This is a genomic window from Paraburkholderia sp. CHISQ3 (genome assembly GCF_030464945.1).
Taxonomy (GTDB): Bacteria; Pseudomonadota; Gammaproteobacteria; order Burkholderiales; family Burkholderiaceae; genus Paraburkholderia; species Paraburkholderia megapolitana.
In genome coordinates, this window is record NZ_JALPRG010000004.1 from 1 (window position 1) to 16,240 (window position 16,240).

Consider the following 16,240-nt stretch of genomic DNA (forward strand, 5'->3'; position numbering starts at 1 on the left):
GATCGAACGTCTGAAGGCTGGAATCCGCGCCAAGGTTGAACATCCGTTCCGTGTCCTCAAGCTGCAGTTTGGCTACACAAAAACACGGTACCGTGGGTTGATGAAGAACACGGCCCAGATCACGACGCTGTTTGCGCTGGCCAACCTGTGGATGGCGCGCAAGGCTTTGCATAAGATCTGAAACGGCCGGTTGCTGAGGCCCACAGCCTCCGCAGCCGGGGACCGGAACGGTTCAGCAGCCGCGACGCCCATGCCAGCAGACTCTAATCACGCATGGGATTTAATCAGCAAAACGATCGGCACTCAGAAAACGAGTTCTGCAGACCTTCCCTAGAAACGCTGCACGGATCAAAAGCCATGCGAAGTGCATTGCGGTTCAATTCGAACTAACGATGGATCAGGCGGATTGCGAATTGCGTCGCAGTATGTCTGCCACTGTCTGTATTTTGCGGCAGCGTCGCGCGCGGCTTGCTGCGTGGCCTCCCGGAGTCTGTCGTCTTGGGGCACGACTTCCTGCGGCGTGACTTGCTGCCCCGTAGCCGGCGGCGGTAGTAATTTCATTCGGCCGAGGACCGCCATACGATCAAGGTCTTGCTGAGAAGGACGGATCTCCGTGGTTGTTTGGGCTCCGGTTGCGAGGCTGGCGAGCGTAAAGGCGACGACAAGCGTGACGTGAGCCAATCTCATATGATCGCGTCCTGCGGTGAATGAGCAGGAACACATCGTAGCTGACGAATGAACTTTAACCACTGCTATTGCATGTGCAAACGACCGTGGAAAGGCCGTGTCCGTTAAGTGTTAGAGGTACAAGTTTAGGGGCGCGCTTCGCGCGCCCTGCCGCTGCGGCCCACGGGCTCGCTTGCGGCATGGCGCCCGCGCGCCTCACTCACAAGCCACAGCGGTTCACCAACGCCCTACAACAGCGGCTTTGTAGTGAGGGGTTGCCCGCCGAGCCGCAATGCCTTCGTTTCCTTGCCCGCGTTACTACCCGCTACTCGGTCCGGCGGGCCGCGCTGAGCCGCGCGATAACCGCCCGTACTTCGCAGACGCACCGCAGCCATCTTTCGCTCCGATCACGTGCCGGACACTCCTGACGCTAGACGCTAAAACTCAAGTGCGGGGATCTCCACGGGTGAACTTCCGTCGCTGTATCCCGGAGACAGCGAGCAGGGCAATCGTAGCCACCTAGCCGGGATAGAGCGCGACTGCTTACTCAGCACGTCCCCTGGCAAGCCCTCGACGTACTGAATCAACGCTTCCGCTGCAGGTCGCTCAAAACATTCCACCGCACCGCGTACCTGCGTCGTCCGAATATCTTCTAGACGCCCCATTCCGAATCGAGCGCGAGGCGACTCGACAAAATAGCCATATCCCAACCCGTAAAGAACAGTCTCGCTGGAGACGGCGAGCGCTTCCGACGCGATCGTGAGAAGAGCAAGGAATACGCAGAGTTTTCGCATCAACGTCCCATGGTTACCGGAGGAAACTGCCCGCGTTTTCATCATTGCGAGGTATGCCCTGGGCCGCCATGAAGCGCAAACGCGACCGGTATGGTGTAGGACTCGCGAGACGGTTTCCCATCAACCATCAAGGGATCGCACGTCATGCCTGTGAATTCGGCCATCGCGGCCTGGTCAAGAAGAGGGTATCCACTGCTCCGAACGATCTTGAGTTCCTCAACGATGCCCATCGGATCCAGGGAGATTCTCACCTTAACAACTCCCTGCTCACCCGCATGCTGCGACGCAGTCGGGTACATCGCTCGATTTACAATACATTTGCGACCGTCAGGGTGCACCCATGTCTGTTTACTGGCTACCTGTAGCTTCTGTTCCGGACGACTCTGAGCTACATCCTGAATCGTTGCCTGGGGAGGCGACGAACATGCCCCCATCACGAGAGCAGCGAGCACGACGACGATGCGATATTTCATGATTGATTTTCCTGCCGGTTTTTCCGCAAAACCAGAACACTACCCGAACGGAACCCGTCGTTTGGCACAACCGGCGTAAGATCTCGCAGCTGTCCAGTGGATCTCTGGATTCAACCCTGCCCTGACTGTGCCGACCTTCATGGTCGACCAGCGACGACCGACGCACACAAACATCTCACAAATGCTGGCAGGGACACGAACAACCATCGCGTCCTTGAAGAACACTACAGCTGCAAGCGTTGCGACGCAGCGTTCGCACGCATCACGACGGGTGAGCTTCGAAAACAGATATAGATACTTCTAAACGCGGCGCAGCATTGACTCGCGCCGGGGCATCGTTGCATAACCACCAATGAAAAAGCCCCGCATCGCGGGGCCATCTCATCTACAAGCACACTCACAATCACTTGCACTCCAGGCGCATCACCGGATTGTTCGATGAGTCAACCTTTAACGGTCCGCTAGAACACCGCGAAATCCCATCTGGAAGTTTCTTCGACAGAAGCACCAACCATTTCCCGTAGCTGCACGACGCCCAGTACGACTGCCTACCATGATCGCCGGATAAGTCCCAGGTCACCGCGCCTCTCTTGCCCTCTTCGGGCTGCAAATCCCCCCTGTCAGCCGGCGGTCCGTCCGTTACGATCAAGCCATCAACCCAAAGCCCGTCAGCACGCTGCGACACAGACCAACCGTCCGGAGCACCCTTGACATCAGCTACAGCCGAAACCATCGCCGGACAGACTAATTCATAAGCACGAGCTGCAGGCACAGACGCCGCGAGGACGGTCAAAGCCAGCAATTTCACCTGAACCGATCTACCATTCACGCCGTTCCCCCTTACTCGACTATGAAGTACGCGTCAGCATTATTACTTGGGTCAACGTAGGTTCCGTTTTCGAGTTTTCCCTTCGGACATATTCTTCGCGACGAAATGGTCGGCTTGGTGGTATCGCCGGTCCACTGATCCATTACCACGATGCATGCCCCCTCCTTTCATGCAGGCACAAATCACCCCCGGTTAGTTCGCTTTTGTAGACCATTCTTCCGATCGCGCCGCATCCGAATTTCTCAGACCGTTAAAATCGCGCCGCGCGTCACATAACCAGCGACACACACAGGGAGAGCGCCACACCATGTACAAACCCATCATCTATGGTGTGCCCATCATCGCGGCCTGGCTATCCGGCAAGACAGCCTATGAAGCTGGATGGACCGCAACCGGCCTCATCATCATCACGGCCGCCGCCCTCGCTACCTGCGCTTACGCATTCCTCATCTGGCACTAGCCCGCCCTGCCGCTCACATAGGCGGGGTTTACCCAGTGGGATCACGTTGTCGAAGGAAACCGTGCGGCATCTGATGACGGATGCCGGCTTATGGATCCCACGCCGGCAACGTCCACCGAAGATCTACCCGCCGCGGGTACGGCGCGCGCGCCGGGGCGAACTGGTCCAGATAGATGGCAGCGATCACCCGTGGTTCGACCAGCACCATCACAACGTCAAGTCTTGCACCGGCGCCCTGCCCGGTCGAAAACGTTCAGGAACACCACGATCGCGCTCGCAAACGTCGAGTTGATATTTGTACCCGAATCACACGACAGGTCGGCGAAAGTTGCAATTTGGATCGTTGACGCTGTCTAGGGGCAACTGTAGGATTCTTGAGCATTGAACCGCTCCGTGAATTTCGAATTTTCCGTGGAGCGTGCGGATAAATCAGTTCGGCCTTGTACAGGCCATTGATCGCCCAGGCCAGTGCATTGCCCCAGTTGTTACCGACGGATGGCTTGATGCCGGCCGCGGCTAGTCGTTCGTTGTATTGATGTATTGAGGTCTCCTATCGGAGTGTTGGATCAACGTACTTCCGTTGTGGTGTTGTAAAGCGTGCATCTGGGACGACGTCTGTGGTCATCGATGAACTCACGCGCCAGCCGACCATGCGCAGGACGAAGATGTCGATCGCGAACGCGACATAGCGCCCGTCCCGCCACGTCGAAACGTAGGTGAAATCTGAAACCCGGAGCTGGTTCGGCCGGTCAGTCTTGCCCTGTTAGGGATGCTCGCCGCAAAGCTCTTGCACTACGCGTATGGCCCGTTCGCGAACTTCAGCAGAAAACTTGTTCGATTTATTCATGGCTCCATTCGAGCCTCCGCCAGATCGGGGGCGGTTCGTCTTGATTGCTATTTAAACTTCAGAGTGCGGGATTATAAAATGCTCACAATCGGGTTTAGTGGTGGAATAAATAACGTCCATGATGTGATGTATCCGCATGATACTCAACTGGGGCACGACTCGGCGGCTGTTCTTGTAGAAGACGGAGTGGTAGTCGCGGCCATAGAACAGGAGCGACTGGATCGCATCAAGCATTCCAACAAACGCTCTTCGCAGGCGATACGTGCCTGTCTGGATATCCACGGAGTGCGCGCTTCCGATGTCGATGCATTTGCATATTATAACGATGAATCATTCACCGATTTCATTATAAGAGACATGTATTTGCACAACGGAAAATTGCCGCCCATGAAATCAATAAGGGCATTTTTCCGTGACAATCTGAGTGCGGATCTCGATGTTGATATCGACAGCGATAAAATACATTTTGTGGATCATCACCAGTGTCATGCTGTCAGCGCGCTTGCGATGTCGACGTTCGATACAGGCCTGATCATAACATTAGACGGATTCGGAAATTATGATTCGGGGACCGTGTATTTAAGCAACGACCGTCAGCTGCAAAAGATTCACAGCTATTCACGATCCCAATCGCTTGGACTCTTCTACGATCATGTCATCAAGTTGCTTGGTTATAGAATGTTCGATGAATATAAGGTGATGGGTCTTGCGCCGTACGGAAATCCAGATCGCTTCAAACCAATATTCGATCAATTTTATTCCCTGAAGCCGGATGGCGAGTACGACCTTAATTTCTTTGAAATCCCCCATGCAATTCTCGAGGCGCTAGGTCCGGGCGCGGCGCCGCGGCAGAAAGGTGAAGCCTTTACGCAAGAGCACAAAGACATTGCCGCTGCGTTGCAGGATGTACTCGAGACTATCGGCCTTCATATAGCCCGCCACTTCCAGCAGCACACCGGGATGCGAAATCTCGCTCTCGCAGGCGGCGTGGCGCATAACTGCAGCATGAATGGGAAGTTGTTATATGAGGGAATGTTTGACGAGATCTTCGTACAACCGGCCGCGCACGATGCGGGTTGCGCGCTGGGAGCTGCCCTCGAAATCGATCGAAATTCTCGGACGGAAAGCAGACAAACGATTTTGCCGCATGTTTTTCTAGGAAAGGATATTGGACCTCACGAAGAAATCAAGAATGAGGTTTCGCTTTGGAGTGCATTTGCCGATGTTGTCGAGCTTACCGATCGCTCGAAAGAAGTTGCGTCCCTGATCGCTGATGGAGCGGTGATCGGATGGGTTCAGGGGCGCTCGGAATTCGGTCCACGTTCTTTGGGTAATAGAAGTATTCTGGCCGATCCCCGCCCGGAAGAGAACAAACGGATTATCAATGCCATAGTCAAGAAACGAGAGGCGTATCGTCCGTTCGCACCTTCCGTGCTGGAAGAGTACGTGGCGGAATATTTCGAAGTGGGAAAAGCTCAGGTAAATTTCCCATATATGACGTTCGTGCTTCGAACAAGGCGGTCGTCGCCTCGGCTTGGTGCGGTGACCCATATTGACGGGACCGCAAGGGTTCAAACCGTTTCCAAATCGACCAATATGCGTTTTTGGGAATTGATCAATGCGTTCCGCGAGAAAACGGGTGTTGCGGTCCTGTTGAATACCTCTTTTAACAACAACGCCGAACCGATCATCGATTCCGTTCAAGATGCATTCGCATGTTTTTTTACCACCGAACTGAACTACCTTGTGGTCGATAACTATCTGATTGCGAGAAAGCCGACCTGGCGAAACCGCTTTGGTGAGTTCACTGTTGCAATTCCCGGCCACATATATCTCAAGAAGGCCCAGTCCTACGCCGGCAGTTCCACCGCCGTTCCGGTTCTTTCCCTCGTCAATATGGTGACTGCCGAAGAACAATCGCTTTCCCAGGACGCGCACGCGTTACTGGAACTCGCGGATGGCGAAGCCACAATCGATGAGTTGATCGAGCGAAGTGAGCGAAGTGCAACGCGAGAAAGCTTGATAGCTGAATTCGATGCCCTCTGGTCCCTACGAATGATCAATCTACGCCCGAAGGCGGCGGCCAGAAAATAGCCAGTGCGATTCCCAAAGACAACGTCACGCCGTTGAAACCAGCGCGGAGGAGCGCGTAGCGGAAGATGCACAGCCGCTTACCGTGATCCTTCGCGTTGTTTCTTCTCAAGGCGCTCGTAGCCTGTGATCCGCGACTCCGTTACCAGTAGTAACGACCAGCCAATCTCCAGAACGTAAGACCAGCGACGCCACCAGCCAACCCGAAATATCGAGCTGCCGTCAGTAGCTCCTGAAGTACGGTAAGCGGCGTATCGCCATCGGGACTGGAGTACTGGTTAGGTACGTCGATAAATGCAGTATTCACCCATATCACCAGCATCACTACGGCTATCCCCGCAACCGCGTAGAAGACCCAGCAACGAATCGCGAATGCCCGTGCAATCATCGAAAGAAGCGCACAGGGAATTGCCATAGTCGCGAGCCCGATTACCCATATCAGGACGAACTCGATTCCCGTCATGGTTAGCAGGTCGACAGCCTTGTGCTGCAGACTAAAATTCGTCGCGCTCTCGAAACTCGTGATCCTGCTCAGTTCGATCGCCGCAACTACCGTTAGGGCCCCTGCAGTCACGCTGGCGAAGTAGCTACCGACGACACGCTCCCACGATGCTCCCGATATCAATCCATCCCGTTCCATGTAGTCTCACTTCACGTTTTCAGTACGCTTCTTCTCGACGCCGCATATCGTGTCCGGCTGGCATCCGGCTGGCACCTGTATGGCAGTTCTAGGCGTCGATAACCACATTCCCTTTGAACGGTGCGGCCCTTCCACTCAATATCGCGAGGCAGGCCAACATTGACAGACATCAATCGCGCCATCGTCTTTCCCCCGCGGATCTTCCCGGCCGACGTTCAACACTGTGAACACCACTACCGCTTCGGCGTCTTTGTCCAATGGTACGCGCCGATCTACTTCGCGTCCGCAGCAACCGCCCGATAAACCGAAACATCACTGGACTGAATCGCTTCGGTGACGACATAGGTCGATCCCGAAGCAATGTCGATGTCCCACTGTTTATCGGCTTGCGACGCGTGCGCATTGAATGCGCCATCCGGAACGGCGTCCATCCGGTTGTAGCGATACAACTTGTACGCTACGTCCGGCTTGAGACCAGAAACTTCCACCTTCAGGATCAACGGCATGGATGCCGGGCGCAGACCGGAGCCGGGCTTGATGTCGGGTTTCTCGTAGTTGCGGTTAACAGTCAAGCGAACAGGCACCGTTTCATTGTCCCGATCGATAACACCGGTGATCGCAATGCCGTAGTTCGTGCCGTTATTGGGCAGCGAATACACGGAGCCTGTCGGCGCATTGGCTTGTGCACGGTTTTTCTGGAAGTCGTCGAACGAGTAACTGAAAACGTAGCCCGGTTTGCCCTTCGGGGTCCAGTGACCGTCGTCGTTGAAGGTGATGACGTCATCGCCAAAGTAGGTGGCGGGACGCGTCAGTGGATGTTTCGACGCAATACCGGTGACAGGCACGACATGGTCGTACTCCGGATCGCCCGCATTGGGATTGCTGGAACCAGCAAACAGATACCGATTGGTATAAATAGCAATGATCACAGGGTAACCGGCCAGCACATTCTGCTTAACCCACGCGAGAAAGCTGTTGGTGTCGGTCTCGGCCGCTGCATCCCACTCGATCGCTTTGAGATGCATCTGCGTGGCAGCGTACGCATCGTTTACGCCTGGCAGCAACTGGCTGTTCTCCTTGTACTGCGGCGTATTTTTGCTGGCGATCGCGCGTGCGTCGTACTGGGAGATATATTGCCCATAGTAAAGCCCCGCCGAAATCATCGAGACTTCACCGCAATAGCCATAGTTTCCCTCCCATTGCAGGCGCGGCGGTATGGCGAGTCCCTTGCTGTATGCCGCTGACGTCTTCGACGTTTTTGCTGCTGACGCTACGTTGCCAGGTGAGTCGCCACCACAGGCCGACAGGGGCAGGCAGATCATCAATACCCAGAGTGCCTTCCGTGATGAAACGGCACCCTGCATCGGCTTTCCATCGTATATGCGGGAATATTTCTTCGATGTGACTTGCATAGGGGTCTCATTGTTGGCAACCCGCTTCCCGGGTCAGGACTCCCCGCTCGTGAATGGTTGTTTTATAGGCATGAATCGACAGTCGTTCGAAATATAGAGGTGATGGATTCCGACGATTGTTGAATTTTGTGAGCGTTGTGCGATATTTCGTGCGCCCATCGCAACCGATGCCAATTTTTTGACGACGTGTCGAATTCGAGTCCCGCCGTTCGTCGTGATAGTGAAAGCCGGGCCATCCCCGGCACACCACCAGGGCAAGGAGAAAGCAATGAGAAAGTTGATCCTGACGATGTCCGTATCGCTCGACTGCTTTGTCAGCGGTGCCAATGGCGACATCAAGTGGGTATTTACCGGTGACGAGGAAGCGGTGGCGTGGAGGGTGGAGAACTTGTGGAACGCGAGTCTCCTGATCATGGGCAGCAGCTCCTTTCGGAGCATGGCTACCTTTTGGCCCACTTCCACCATGGTGTTCGCGCCGCCGATGAACCAGATCCCCAAGGCGGTCTTTTCAAAACAGGGACCGGCGATCCTGAAGGCGGCCGACACGACCATAGAACCCGGAGAGGCCCAGGCGCAAACCGGACAATTTCAACCCGGTGCGGAAAGCTGGGCACAGGCCTACGTGGCCAGCGGCGACCTGGCCGACGAGATCAACCGGCTGAAGGCTGAGGACGGCAAGCCGATCATCGCCCTCGGAGGCGCGGCCTTCGCGCGTAGCCTCATTGCGCAGAACCTGGTCGATGAATACGCCCTGCTCGTTCATCCAGTTGCGTTGGGCAAAGGCGTGCCGATCTTCTCAGATTTGCCCGCACCGAGACCGCTCACGTTGGTCAGCTCGAAAACTTTTCCGCTCGGTTCGGTGGCGCAGGTTTATCGGCCGGCTTGATGCTGTCCAACTACGACCGATCACCCCTACCCGCGCCACCGATCAGAGCAAACCTCTACGTACAGACGTACGCGACAGGTGCATCACGCGAAGCACCCCTCAAGGCGTAATCGCGACTGATTGCGTGTTGCTCGCCGCCGCAAACGGACTCCCCGGAATGACGGTCGCGACGCCAGTGGTTGTATTGATACTGGAGCCGTACACGCCCCCGCCAGAGGACGAGACATAGAGGAATTTCCCCGACGTGGAAATCGCCATGCCGTCGATACTGCTCGCCGACGTAAAGGGACTACCGGGAATGATCGTGAGTGCTCCGCCTGAGCCGATGGTGTAGGCATAAACGCCCCCTCCTAGTTCGCCGTCAGCGTACGCCACCGTTCCGGCAGGATTGATCTGGATGGTCGAGGACCGCGTACTGCTTACGAGACCGATCGACGTCAGTGTTCCCGTCGTCTGATCGATCGACCAGCCGGAAATACCGCTGTCGGCATCCGCCGTATAGACGAGGGTTCCCGCAGGATTGACCGCAATCGAAAAGGGATGAGCCCCGCCCGGAAACGTAGTAGCCATCGGAGTCAATGCACCGGTCGTAGCGTCGATCGTGTAACCCTGAACGTTCGCGTCGTTGTAGTTTCCGACGTACACGAACCTGCTGCTGGGATCGACCACGATCGAGTATGGCGAATTACCGGTAGTGACCGTCGCTCCCGGAATCGGGGTGAGCGCCCCGGTGCCGGCATTGATCGAATAGCCCGACACACTGTTGCTGTTGAGATTGGTCAGGTAGACGAATTTCCCGGACGGAGCGACCGCGATTGCGTGCGGATCGGCACCCGTGCCAAACGGGCCGCTGGGCAGTGGGGTCAATGCACCGGTGACGGGATCGATCGCGAACCCGGCCACCGCGTTGCTGCCTGCCAACGTGACGTACGCGAACGCTCCCGTCGGGGTAATCGCGATACCGCTGGGATCACCCGCTCTCGGAAACGGGCTTCCCACGACAGGGGTCAGCGCCCCTGTCGTCTGATCGACAGAGTACCCATAGACTTTGTCGGCCGACTCGACTGCATAGACGAACTGGGCCGGCACACAGGTCACGCTCACCGACGTCACGTTGGCCGCACTGACGGTATCGCTGCCCTTCGTCACCGTGCAGGTTTCGCCCGCGGGTTGAGTAGAGACCGTCACGTTGTACGCCGCACCACCCAGCAACTGCGTGACAAAAACGAAACTGCCGTTGGTCGCCACCGTCAGCGTGTCCGAGCCGTTGTCCTGAAGCGCCACCGATGCGCCGGTACGCAACCCCGACACCGTCCCGCCGATCGAATACGTCGGGTTCGGGCTGCATGTCACTGTCACGCCCGTCACGTTGGCCGCGATCTGCGTACCGCTCGCGCTGCTAACCACACACGTCTCGCCCGCAGGCTGCGTCCCTACCGTCACGTTCCAGGAGGCGCCGCCTTGCAGCGCCGTGGGAAACGTAAACGCGCCGTTGGCCGCAACGGTCGTCGCATCCGAGCCGTTGTCGAGCAGCGTCACCGATGCACCGGTACCGAGACCGGATACCGTTCCACCGACGGTATAGGTTTTCGGCGCATTCACCGTACACACCACGCTGACGTTCGCGACATTGGCGTTGTTCACGGTGCCAAGCGCCTGGCTCGCGGTACAGGTCTCGCCCGTAGGCTGCGTGCCGACCGTCACGTCATAAGCCGCGGCATTGACAAGCGACACCGGGAAGACAAACGAACCGTTAGCCGACACGGTGACCGTGTCCGACCCGTTATTCTTGAGCGTGACTGATGCACCGGCAGTCAGCCCCGCCACATTGCCGCCAATCGTGTACTGCGCCGCCGGGATCGCGCTGCAACTCACCGAAATCGAGGTGACGTTACCTGCGTTGACAGTTCCAGTGCCGTTCGCGACGGTACACGTCTCGCCCGCGGGCTGACTGGCCAGCGTAATGGAGTACGTCGCACCATTGGCGAGAGACGTCGGAAACTGAAAACCCCCGTTCGCATTGAGCGTGACGGTGTCCTTCCCGTTATTGATGAGCGTGATCGCTGCGCCGCCTGGATTCAGTCCGGTGATATTCCCGGCGACGAGATAGGTCTGCGCCGGCGTGCTCACCGGGGTGCTAGTCACACTCCCTCCCCCGTGACAAGCAGCAAGACCCAAAGAAAAGGCTGCAAGGACTGCAAGAACCGGATATCTGGACATTGTTGTCGGCATCCACGAAAGGAGCGGGTCTGCCGGTGTCATGTGCTCCGGCAGATACCCGAAAGTCGGCTGTGCCCGATCGGCGACAACCGCGACTCACCTCGTACGTGGCTACTCTTCTTGTTTTGTCGGCGCAGCGTTAGCCGCACGGGAATTCCTATGCTTTGCAGATTTCCAGCAACGGAGTGTATGCCATTCCTGCGGTCTTACAAGGTCTTTCCCGATACCCGACATGTCGAGAAACGACCGCCCAATAAAAACGGCCGATCTCGCGATCAGCCGTTCTACTTCGATACAGGAAAGACCACTAAGGTCTATCGCCAGCGCCCACTATCTGAGATCGAAACGATCGAGATTCATCACCTTGTCCCAGGCCGCGACGAAGTCACGAACGAACTTCTCCTGCGCATCCGAGCTTCCATAAACCTCGGCCAACGCCCGCAGCTGTGAGTTCGAACCGAAGATCAGATCGACCCGCGTGCCCGTCCATTTCACCGCACCCGTGGCACGATCGCGACCTTCAAACACGTCGTTGGCATCCGACACCGGCTTCCACTCCGTGCTCATGTCGAGCAGGTTCGTGAAGAAGTCGTTAGTGAGCGTCCCGGGTCGCTTCGTAAAGACACCGTGTTGCGTCTGTCCGTAGTTGGTATTCAACACGCGCAGCCCGCCGACCAGCACGGTCAGTTCCGGCGCGGTCAACGTCAGCAGTTGCGCCTTGTCGACGAGCAGCGACTCAACCGATACCGTGGATTTGCCCTTCACGTAATTGCGGAAACCGTCTGCAAACGGTTCAAGCACCGAGAAGGCTTCCACATCGGTTTGCTGCTGCGACGCGTCCATGCGTCCCGGTGCAAACGGAACCGTCACCGCGTGGCCGGCGTTTTTCGCGGCCTGCTCGACGCCCGCACTGCCGGCCAGCACGATCACATCGGCAAGCGAGACTTTCTTGCCGCCGGACTGCGCACCGTTGAACGCCTTCTGGATTCCTTCTAGCGTCTCCAGCGTCTTTGCCAACTGAGCCGGCTGGTTGATTTCCCAATCCTTCTGTGGTGCGAGGCGAATGCGGCCACCGTTAGCGCCGCCGCGCTTGTCCGAACCGCGGAACGTCGATGCCGCCGTCCAGGCGGTCGACACCAGTTCCGACACAGACAACCCAGACGCGAGGATCTTGCCCTTCAACGCAACGATGTCCTGCTCATCGATCAACACATGATCGAGCGCGGGAATCGGGTCTTGCCACAGCAGTTCTTCAGCCGGCACTTCCGGGCCGAGATAACGCGCGAGCGGACCCATGTCGCGATGCGTCAGCTTGAACCATGCGCGCGCAAATGCATCGGCGAACTGCTCCGGGTGCTCGTGGAAACGCCGGGAGATTTTTTCGTACGCGGGATCGAATCGCAACGAGAGATCGGTGGTCAGCATGGACGGCGTGCGACGCTTCGCCGGGTCGAACGGGTCTGGCAAGGTATCGACCCCTGCACCGCCCTTCGGCGTCCATTGATGCGCGCCCGCCGGGCTCTTCGTCAGTTCCCATTCGTAGCCGAACAGGTTGTGGAAGAACTCGTTGCCCCACTTCGTCGGCGTGCTGGTCCAGATCACTTCCAGACCGCTCGAGATCGCGTCCTTGCCCGCGCCAGTGCCGAAGTCGCTCTTCCAGCCGAGACCCTGCTGCTCGATAGGTGCGCCTTCCGGCTCAGGCCCAACGTGCGACGCGGGACCAGCGCCGTGCGTTTTACCGAACGTGTGACCGCCGGCGATCAGCGCGACCGTTTCTTCATCGTTCATCGCCATGCGCGCAAACGTCTCGCGAATATCGACGGCTGCTGCGAGCGGATCGGGATTGCCGTTCGGGCCTTCCGGATTGACGTAGATCAGCCCCATCTGCACGGCGCCGAGCGGATTCTCCAGATCGCGCACGCCCGTGTAGCGCTTGTCGCCGCCGAGCCACGTCGTTTCGGCGCCCCAGTAGACGGCTTCATCCGGTTCCCACACGTCTTCGCGGCCGCCGGCAAAACCAAACGTCTTGAAGCCCATCGACTCGAGCGCGACGTTACCCGTCAGCACAATCAGGTCGGCCCACGAGATTTTCTGGCCATATTTCTGCTTGACCGGCCAGATCAACCGGCGCGCCTTGTCGAGGCTGACGTTGTCGGGCCAGCTATTGAGCGGTGCAAAGCGCTGCTGGCCGGAGCCCGCACCGCCGCGGCCATCGCCGGTGCGATAGGTGCCGGCGCTGTGCCATGCCATGCGGATAAAAAACGGCCCGTAGTGGCCGAAGTCGGCTGGCCACCAGGTCTGCGAGTCCGTCATTACCGCGAGCAGGTCCTTCTTCACTGCTGCGAGGTCGAGGCTCTTGAACTGCTCGGCGTAGTTGAAACCCTGGTCCAATGGGTCGGACAGCGATGAATTCGTGCGCAGGAGTTTCAGTGGCAACTCATTGGGCCACCACTCGCGGTTCGTCGTGCCGCCGCCAGCGGTGAATTTGAAAGGGCATTTTGCTTCAGTCGACATACGTCTCCTCCGTTGATCATGCGTGGCCAGTCGGCCGCATTGAGCGCTCGCACGACGCGGCCGCTCAATGCGGCAACTCTTACATCCTAATGGCCCTCATCTTAGGGTGGAAATAGGTTTATTTCATGGCGACGCTACAGAAAAGCTAAGGACAGCGCCGCGTAGACGGGTTCGCGGTGCCTCGAATTGCAACTGTGTGTTCTAGCTTCGGCAACAAATCTCTGCGGCAATTCTCGGTTGTATCACTATAATGCCTAGGCAACTATTGATTAGGCACTTCGAAAATGACCGAAATCGTTCCTCCCTCGTCCGCGATCGGCGACTACGAGCTGGGTGAAAACGTGGGTTACCTGGTTGGCCGGGTGACCTCGGCACTGACGCACCTCGTCACGCAGCGCACCCTCGCCGAACTCGACATTACGGCCACTCAGGGACGCACGCTGTACATGGTCGCCAGCGGCCGATGCGTCCTCGCCGTCGAGCTCGCACGGGAGTTCGGTACCGACGCCAGTGCGGTCACGCGCCTGATCGATCGCCTTGCGCAACGCGAGCTGCTGACCCGGGAACGCAGCACGACGGACCGGCGCGTCGTCCGGCTCGCGGTGACACCGGACGGCCAGGCTATTGCGGCGCGGATGCCCGCCATTTTCAACGACGTGCTCGACCGGATGCTGTCCGGCTTCACGCCCGAGGAAGTCGGATTTCTAAAAAACATGCTGCGCCGCCTGCTCGCCAACCACGCTCAATCGATCGGGATAAATCATGTTACAGCAACCAATTTTGATAGAAATTCGTAAGAATTTAATTGCCATGTCCACTATTAAGCAACGCTTTCATACGCGAGATCCGGCGACGCGGCGTCTTTCGCTATCCGCGGCCGGGCTGTCGCGCCGGATGGTTCTCGCGGCTGCAATGACGGCTCTCGCCCTCACAGGGTGCGCGAATTACATCGGTATCAAGAGCGACAAGCAGATCGTGTCGCCGGCGCAGGTCGAGTCGACGCAGAGCCTGCCCGCCGAGGGCGGTCAATGGCCATCGCTCGACTGGGCGAATCAGTTCGGCGATCCACAACTGCCGAAGCTGATCGCCGAAGCGCTCGAGGGCAGCCCGTCGATCGCACAGGCCCAGGCGCGTCTTGCCAAGGCTTCGTCGTATATCGAAAGCACGCGTTCAGCGCTGTCGCCGAAGGTCGATGCGAGCTATTCGTGGAATCGCGAGCTATTTTCGACCAACGGGCTCTACCCGCCTCCTTACGGCGGCACCTGGTATAGCGAGAACAACGCGCTCGCCAGCGCGTCGTGGGATCTCGACCTGTGGGGCAAGAATCGTCAGCGGCTTGGCCAGGCTGTGTCGCAGGCTAAGGCTGCTGAAGCCGACGTGCAACAGGCTCGCGTGACGTTGGCCGCATCGGTGGCCAGTACCTACAACCAGTTGGCGCAGCTGTATGCGTTGCGCGATATCGCCCAGCGTGAAATCCGCAATCGCGAAGACATCAGCGGGATCACCAACGGCCGCGTCAGCGCCGGTCTCGACACCGATGTCGAGAAGCAGACCGCGGTCGGCAACATCGCGACGACGCGTTCGAACCTGAGCGACCTCGACGGCCAGATCACGACTACCCGCTATCAACTCGGCGCGCTGCTCGGCAAGGGTCCCGATCGCGGCTTGCAGATTGCCGAGCCGGTGCTGAGCACCGGTGCGACAGTTGCACTGCCGGACAACCTGCCCGCCGACCTCGTGTCGCGTCGCCCGGACATCGTCGCGGCGCGCTGGCAGGTCGAAGCGGCCATGCATGACGTGAAAGAGGCGAAGGCTGAGTTCTTCCCGGACATCAATCTCTCCGCGGGTTTCGGTTTCGATGCATTCGGCTGGGGGCGCTTCCTGACTTCCGCGAGCCGCCAGGCGCAGTTCGGCCCGGCCGTGCATCTGCCGATCTTCGACGCGGGCGAGTTGCGCTCGCAACTGAAGGGTCGCTATGCCGACTTCGATCTCGATGTCGCGAACTACAACCAGACCTTGATCAACGCGCTGACCGATGCGGCAACCCAGGTGTCGTCGATCCGTTCGATCGATCAACAGATGGGCGACGCGCAGCGCGCACTCGATGCCACGACCAAGGCGTACCAGCTCGCCACGATCCGCTACAAGGCCGGACTGACAGAACAGTTGCAGGTACTGAGCGCCGATCAAAACCGCCTTGCCGCCGAACAGACGGTGACCACACTCAAGATGACCCGCCGCGATATGCAGATCGGCCTCATCAAGGCGCTCGGCGGCGGTTTCGATGCAACGCAGAGCGGTCTCGTGGTGCCGGGCGATGGCCCGGTCGCGGCGGCAAATACGCCCCAGCGCGCAGCGAACTGAAGCCGAATTTTCTTCCCAACGAACGACACAGATTGAAAGCGTAC

Annotated in this window: 13 protein-coding genes and 2 pseudogenes; 7 read left to right on the forward strand and 8 right to left on the reverse strand. The window is 58.1% G+C overall.

What is annotated here, in order from left to right:
• The coding region (locus tag M0D65_RS09950) for a transposase (RefSeq protein ID WP_266252524.1) at window positions 1-181 on the forward strand (181 nt) is incomplete at its 5' end.
• 1,320 nt (window positions 182-1,501) lie between these two features.
• Here the strand turns inward: M0D65_RS09950 and M0D65_RS09955 are convergent.
• The 3 genes from M0D65_RS09955 to M0D65_RS33110 all read right to left on the reverse strand — a co-directional run bounded on the left by M0D65_RS09955 (window position 1,502) and on the right by M0D65_RS33110 (window position 2,911).
• Window positions 1,502-1,933, reverse strand: coding sequence for an energy transducer TonB (locus tag M0D65_RS09955; protein ID WP_266252525.1), 432 nt, complete (start codon window positions 1,931-1,933; stop codon window positions 1,502-1,504).
• Between the two features lie 403 nt (window positions 1,934-2,336).
• On the reverse strand, window positions 2,337-2,762 hold the full coding sequence (locus tag M0D65_RS33105; protein WP_367619328.1) for an STY0301 family protein: 426 nt from the start codon (window positions 2,760-2,762) through the stop codon (window positions 2,337-2,339).
• An 11-nt stretch (window positions 2,763-2,773) separates the two neighbouring features.
• Window positions 2,774-2,911 carry a BPSL0067 family protein gene (locus M0D65_RS33110; RefSeq protein WP_367619329.1) on the reverse strand — a complete coding sequence of 46 codons (138 nt, stop codon included), beginning with the start codon at window positions 2,909-2,911 and terminating at the stop codon, window positions 2,774-2,776.
• Window positions 2,912-3,069: 158 nt separating this feature from the next.
• On the opposite strand from M0D65_RS33110, the gene M0D65_RS09960 reads away from it, so the two are divergent.
• Both M0D65_RS09960 and M0D65_RS09965 read left to right on the forward strand, forming a co-directional pair.
• Window positions 3,070-3,222, forward strand: coding sequence for a hypothetical protein (locus tag M0D65_RS09960; protein WP_170275762.1), 153 nt, complete (start codon window positions 3,070-3,072; stop codon window positions 3,220-3,222).
• A gap of 37 nt (window positions 3,223-3,259) precedes the next feature.
• Window positions 3,260-3,424: pseudogene (locus M0D65_RS09965) on the forward strand (ISNCY family transposase); the annotation flags it as partial.
• Window positions 3,425-3,646: 222 nt separating this feature from the next.
• On the opposite strand, the pseudogene M0D65_RS09970 reads toward M0D65_RS09965, so the two are convergent.
• A pseudogene (locus M0D65_RS09970) lies at window positions 3,647-3,985 on the reverse strand (DDE-type integrase/transposase/recombinase); the annotation flags it as partial.
• Between the two features lie 162 nt (window positions 3,986-4,147).
• On the opposite strand from M0D65_RS09970, the gene M0D65_RS09975 reads away from it, so the two are divergent.
• Window positions 4,148-6,163, forward strand: coding sequence for a carbamoyltransferase C-terminal domain-containing protein (locus M0D65_RS09975; protein WP_266252526.1), 2,016 nt, complete (start codon window positions 4,148-4,150; stop codon window positions 6,161-6,163).
• Window positions 6,164-6,302: 139 nt separating this feature from the next.
• Here M0D65_RS09975 and M0D65_RS09980 read toward each other — a convergent pair whose 3' ends face one another.
• Window positions 6,303-6,800, reverse strand: a complete 498-nt coding sequence (locus M0D65_RS09980) for a hypothetical protein (protein ID WP_266252527.1) — start codon at window positions 6,798-6,800, stop codon at window positions 6,303-6,305.
• A gap of 272 nt (window positions 6,801-7,072) precedes the next feature.
• The gene (locus M0D65_RS09985; RefSeq protein WP_266252528.1) at window positions 7,073-8,212 is read right to left on the reverse strand and encodes a hypothetical protein; all 1,140 of its coding nucleotides are present in this window, start codon (window positions 8,210-8,212) and stop codon (window positions 7,073-7,075) included.
• Between the two features lie 268 nt (window positions 8,213-8,480).
• Here M0D65_RS09985 and M0D65_RS09990 point away from each other — a divergent pair, with 268 nt between their 5' ends.
• The gene (locus M0D65_RS09990) at window positions 8,481-9,098 is read left to right on the forward strand and encodes a dihydrofolate reductase family protein (RefSeq protein WP_266252529.1); all 618 of its coding nucleotides are present in this window, start codon (window positions 8,481-8,483) and stop codon (window positions 9,096-9,098) included.
• 99 nt (window positions 9,099-9,197) lie between these two features.
• On the opposite strand, the gene M0D65_RS09995 is transcribed toward M0D65_RS09990, so the two are convergent.
• Together M0D65_RS09995 and katG are read right to left on the reverse strand one after the other, a co-directional pair.
• Window positions 9,198-11,243, reverse strand: a complete 2,046-nt coding sequence (locus tag M0D65_RS09995; protein ID WP_266252530.1) for a beta-propeller fold lactonase family protein — start codon at window positions 11,241-11,243, stop codon at window positions 9,198-9,200.
• Window positions 11,244-11,648: 405 nt separating this feature from the next.
• Window positions 11,649-13,832: a catalase/peroxidase HPI gene (gene katG / locus M0D65_RS10000; protein ID WP_266252531.1), complete on the reverse strand. Its 2,184-nt coding sequence runs from the start codon at window positions 13,830-13,832 to the stop codon at window positions 11,649-11,651.
• Between the two features lie 284 nt (window positions 13,833-14,116).
• On the opposite strand from katG, the gene M0D65_RS10005 reads away from it, so the two are divergent.
• Window positions 14,117-14,629 carry a MarR family winged helix-turn-helix transcriptional regulator gene (locus M0D65_RS10005; RefSeq protein ID WP_266252532.1) on the forward strand — a complete coding sequence of 171 codons (513 nt, stop codon included), beginning with the start codon at window positions 14,117-14,119 and terminating at the stop codon, window positions 14,627-14,629.
• A gap of 97 nt (window positions 14,630-14,726) precedes the next feature.
• Window positions 14,727-16,196, forward strand: a complete 1,470-nt coding sequence (locus M0D65_RS10010) for an efflux transporter outer membrane subunit (RefSeq protein WP_266252939.1) — start codon at window positions 14,727-14,729, stop codon at window positions 16,194-16,196.
• The last annotated feature ends 44 nt before the right edge of the window (window positions 16,197-16,240 follow it).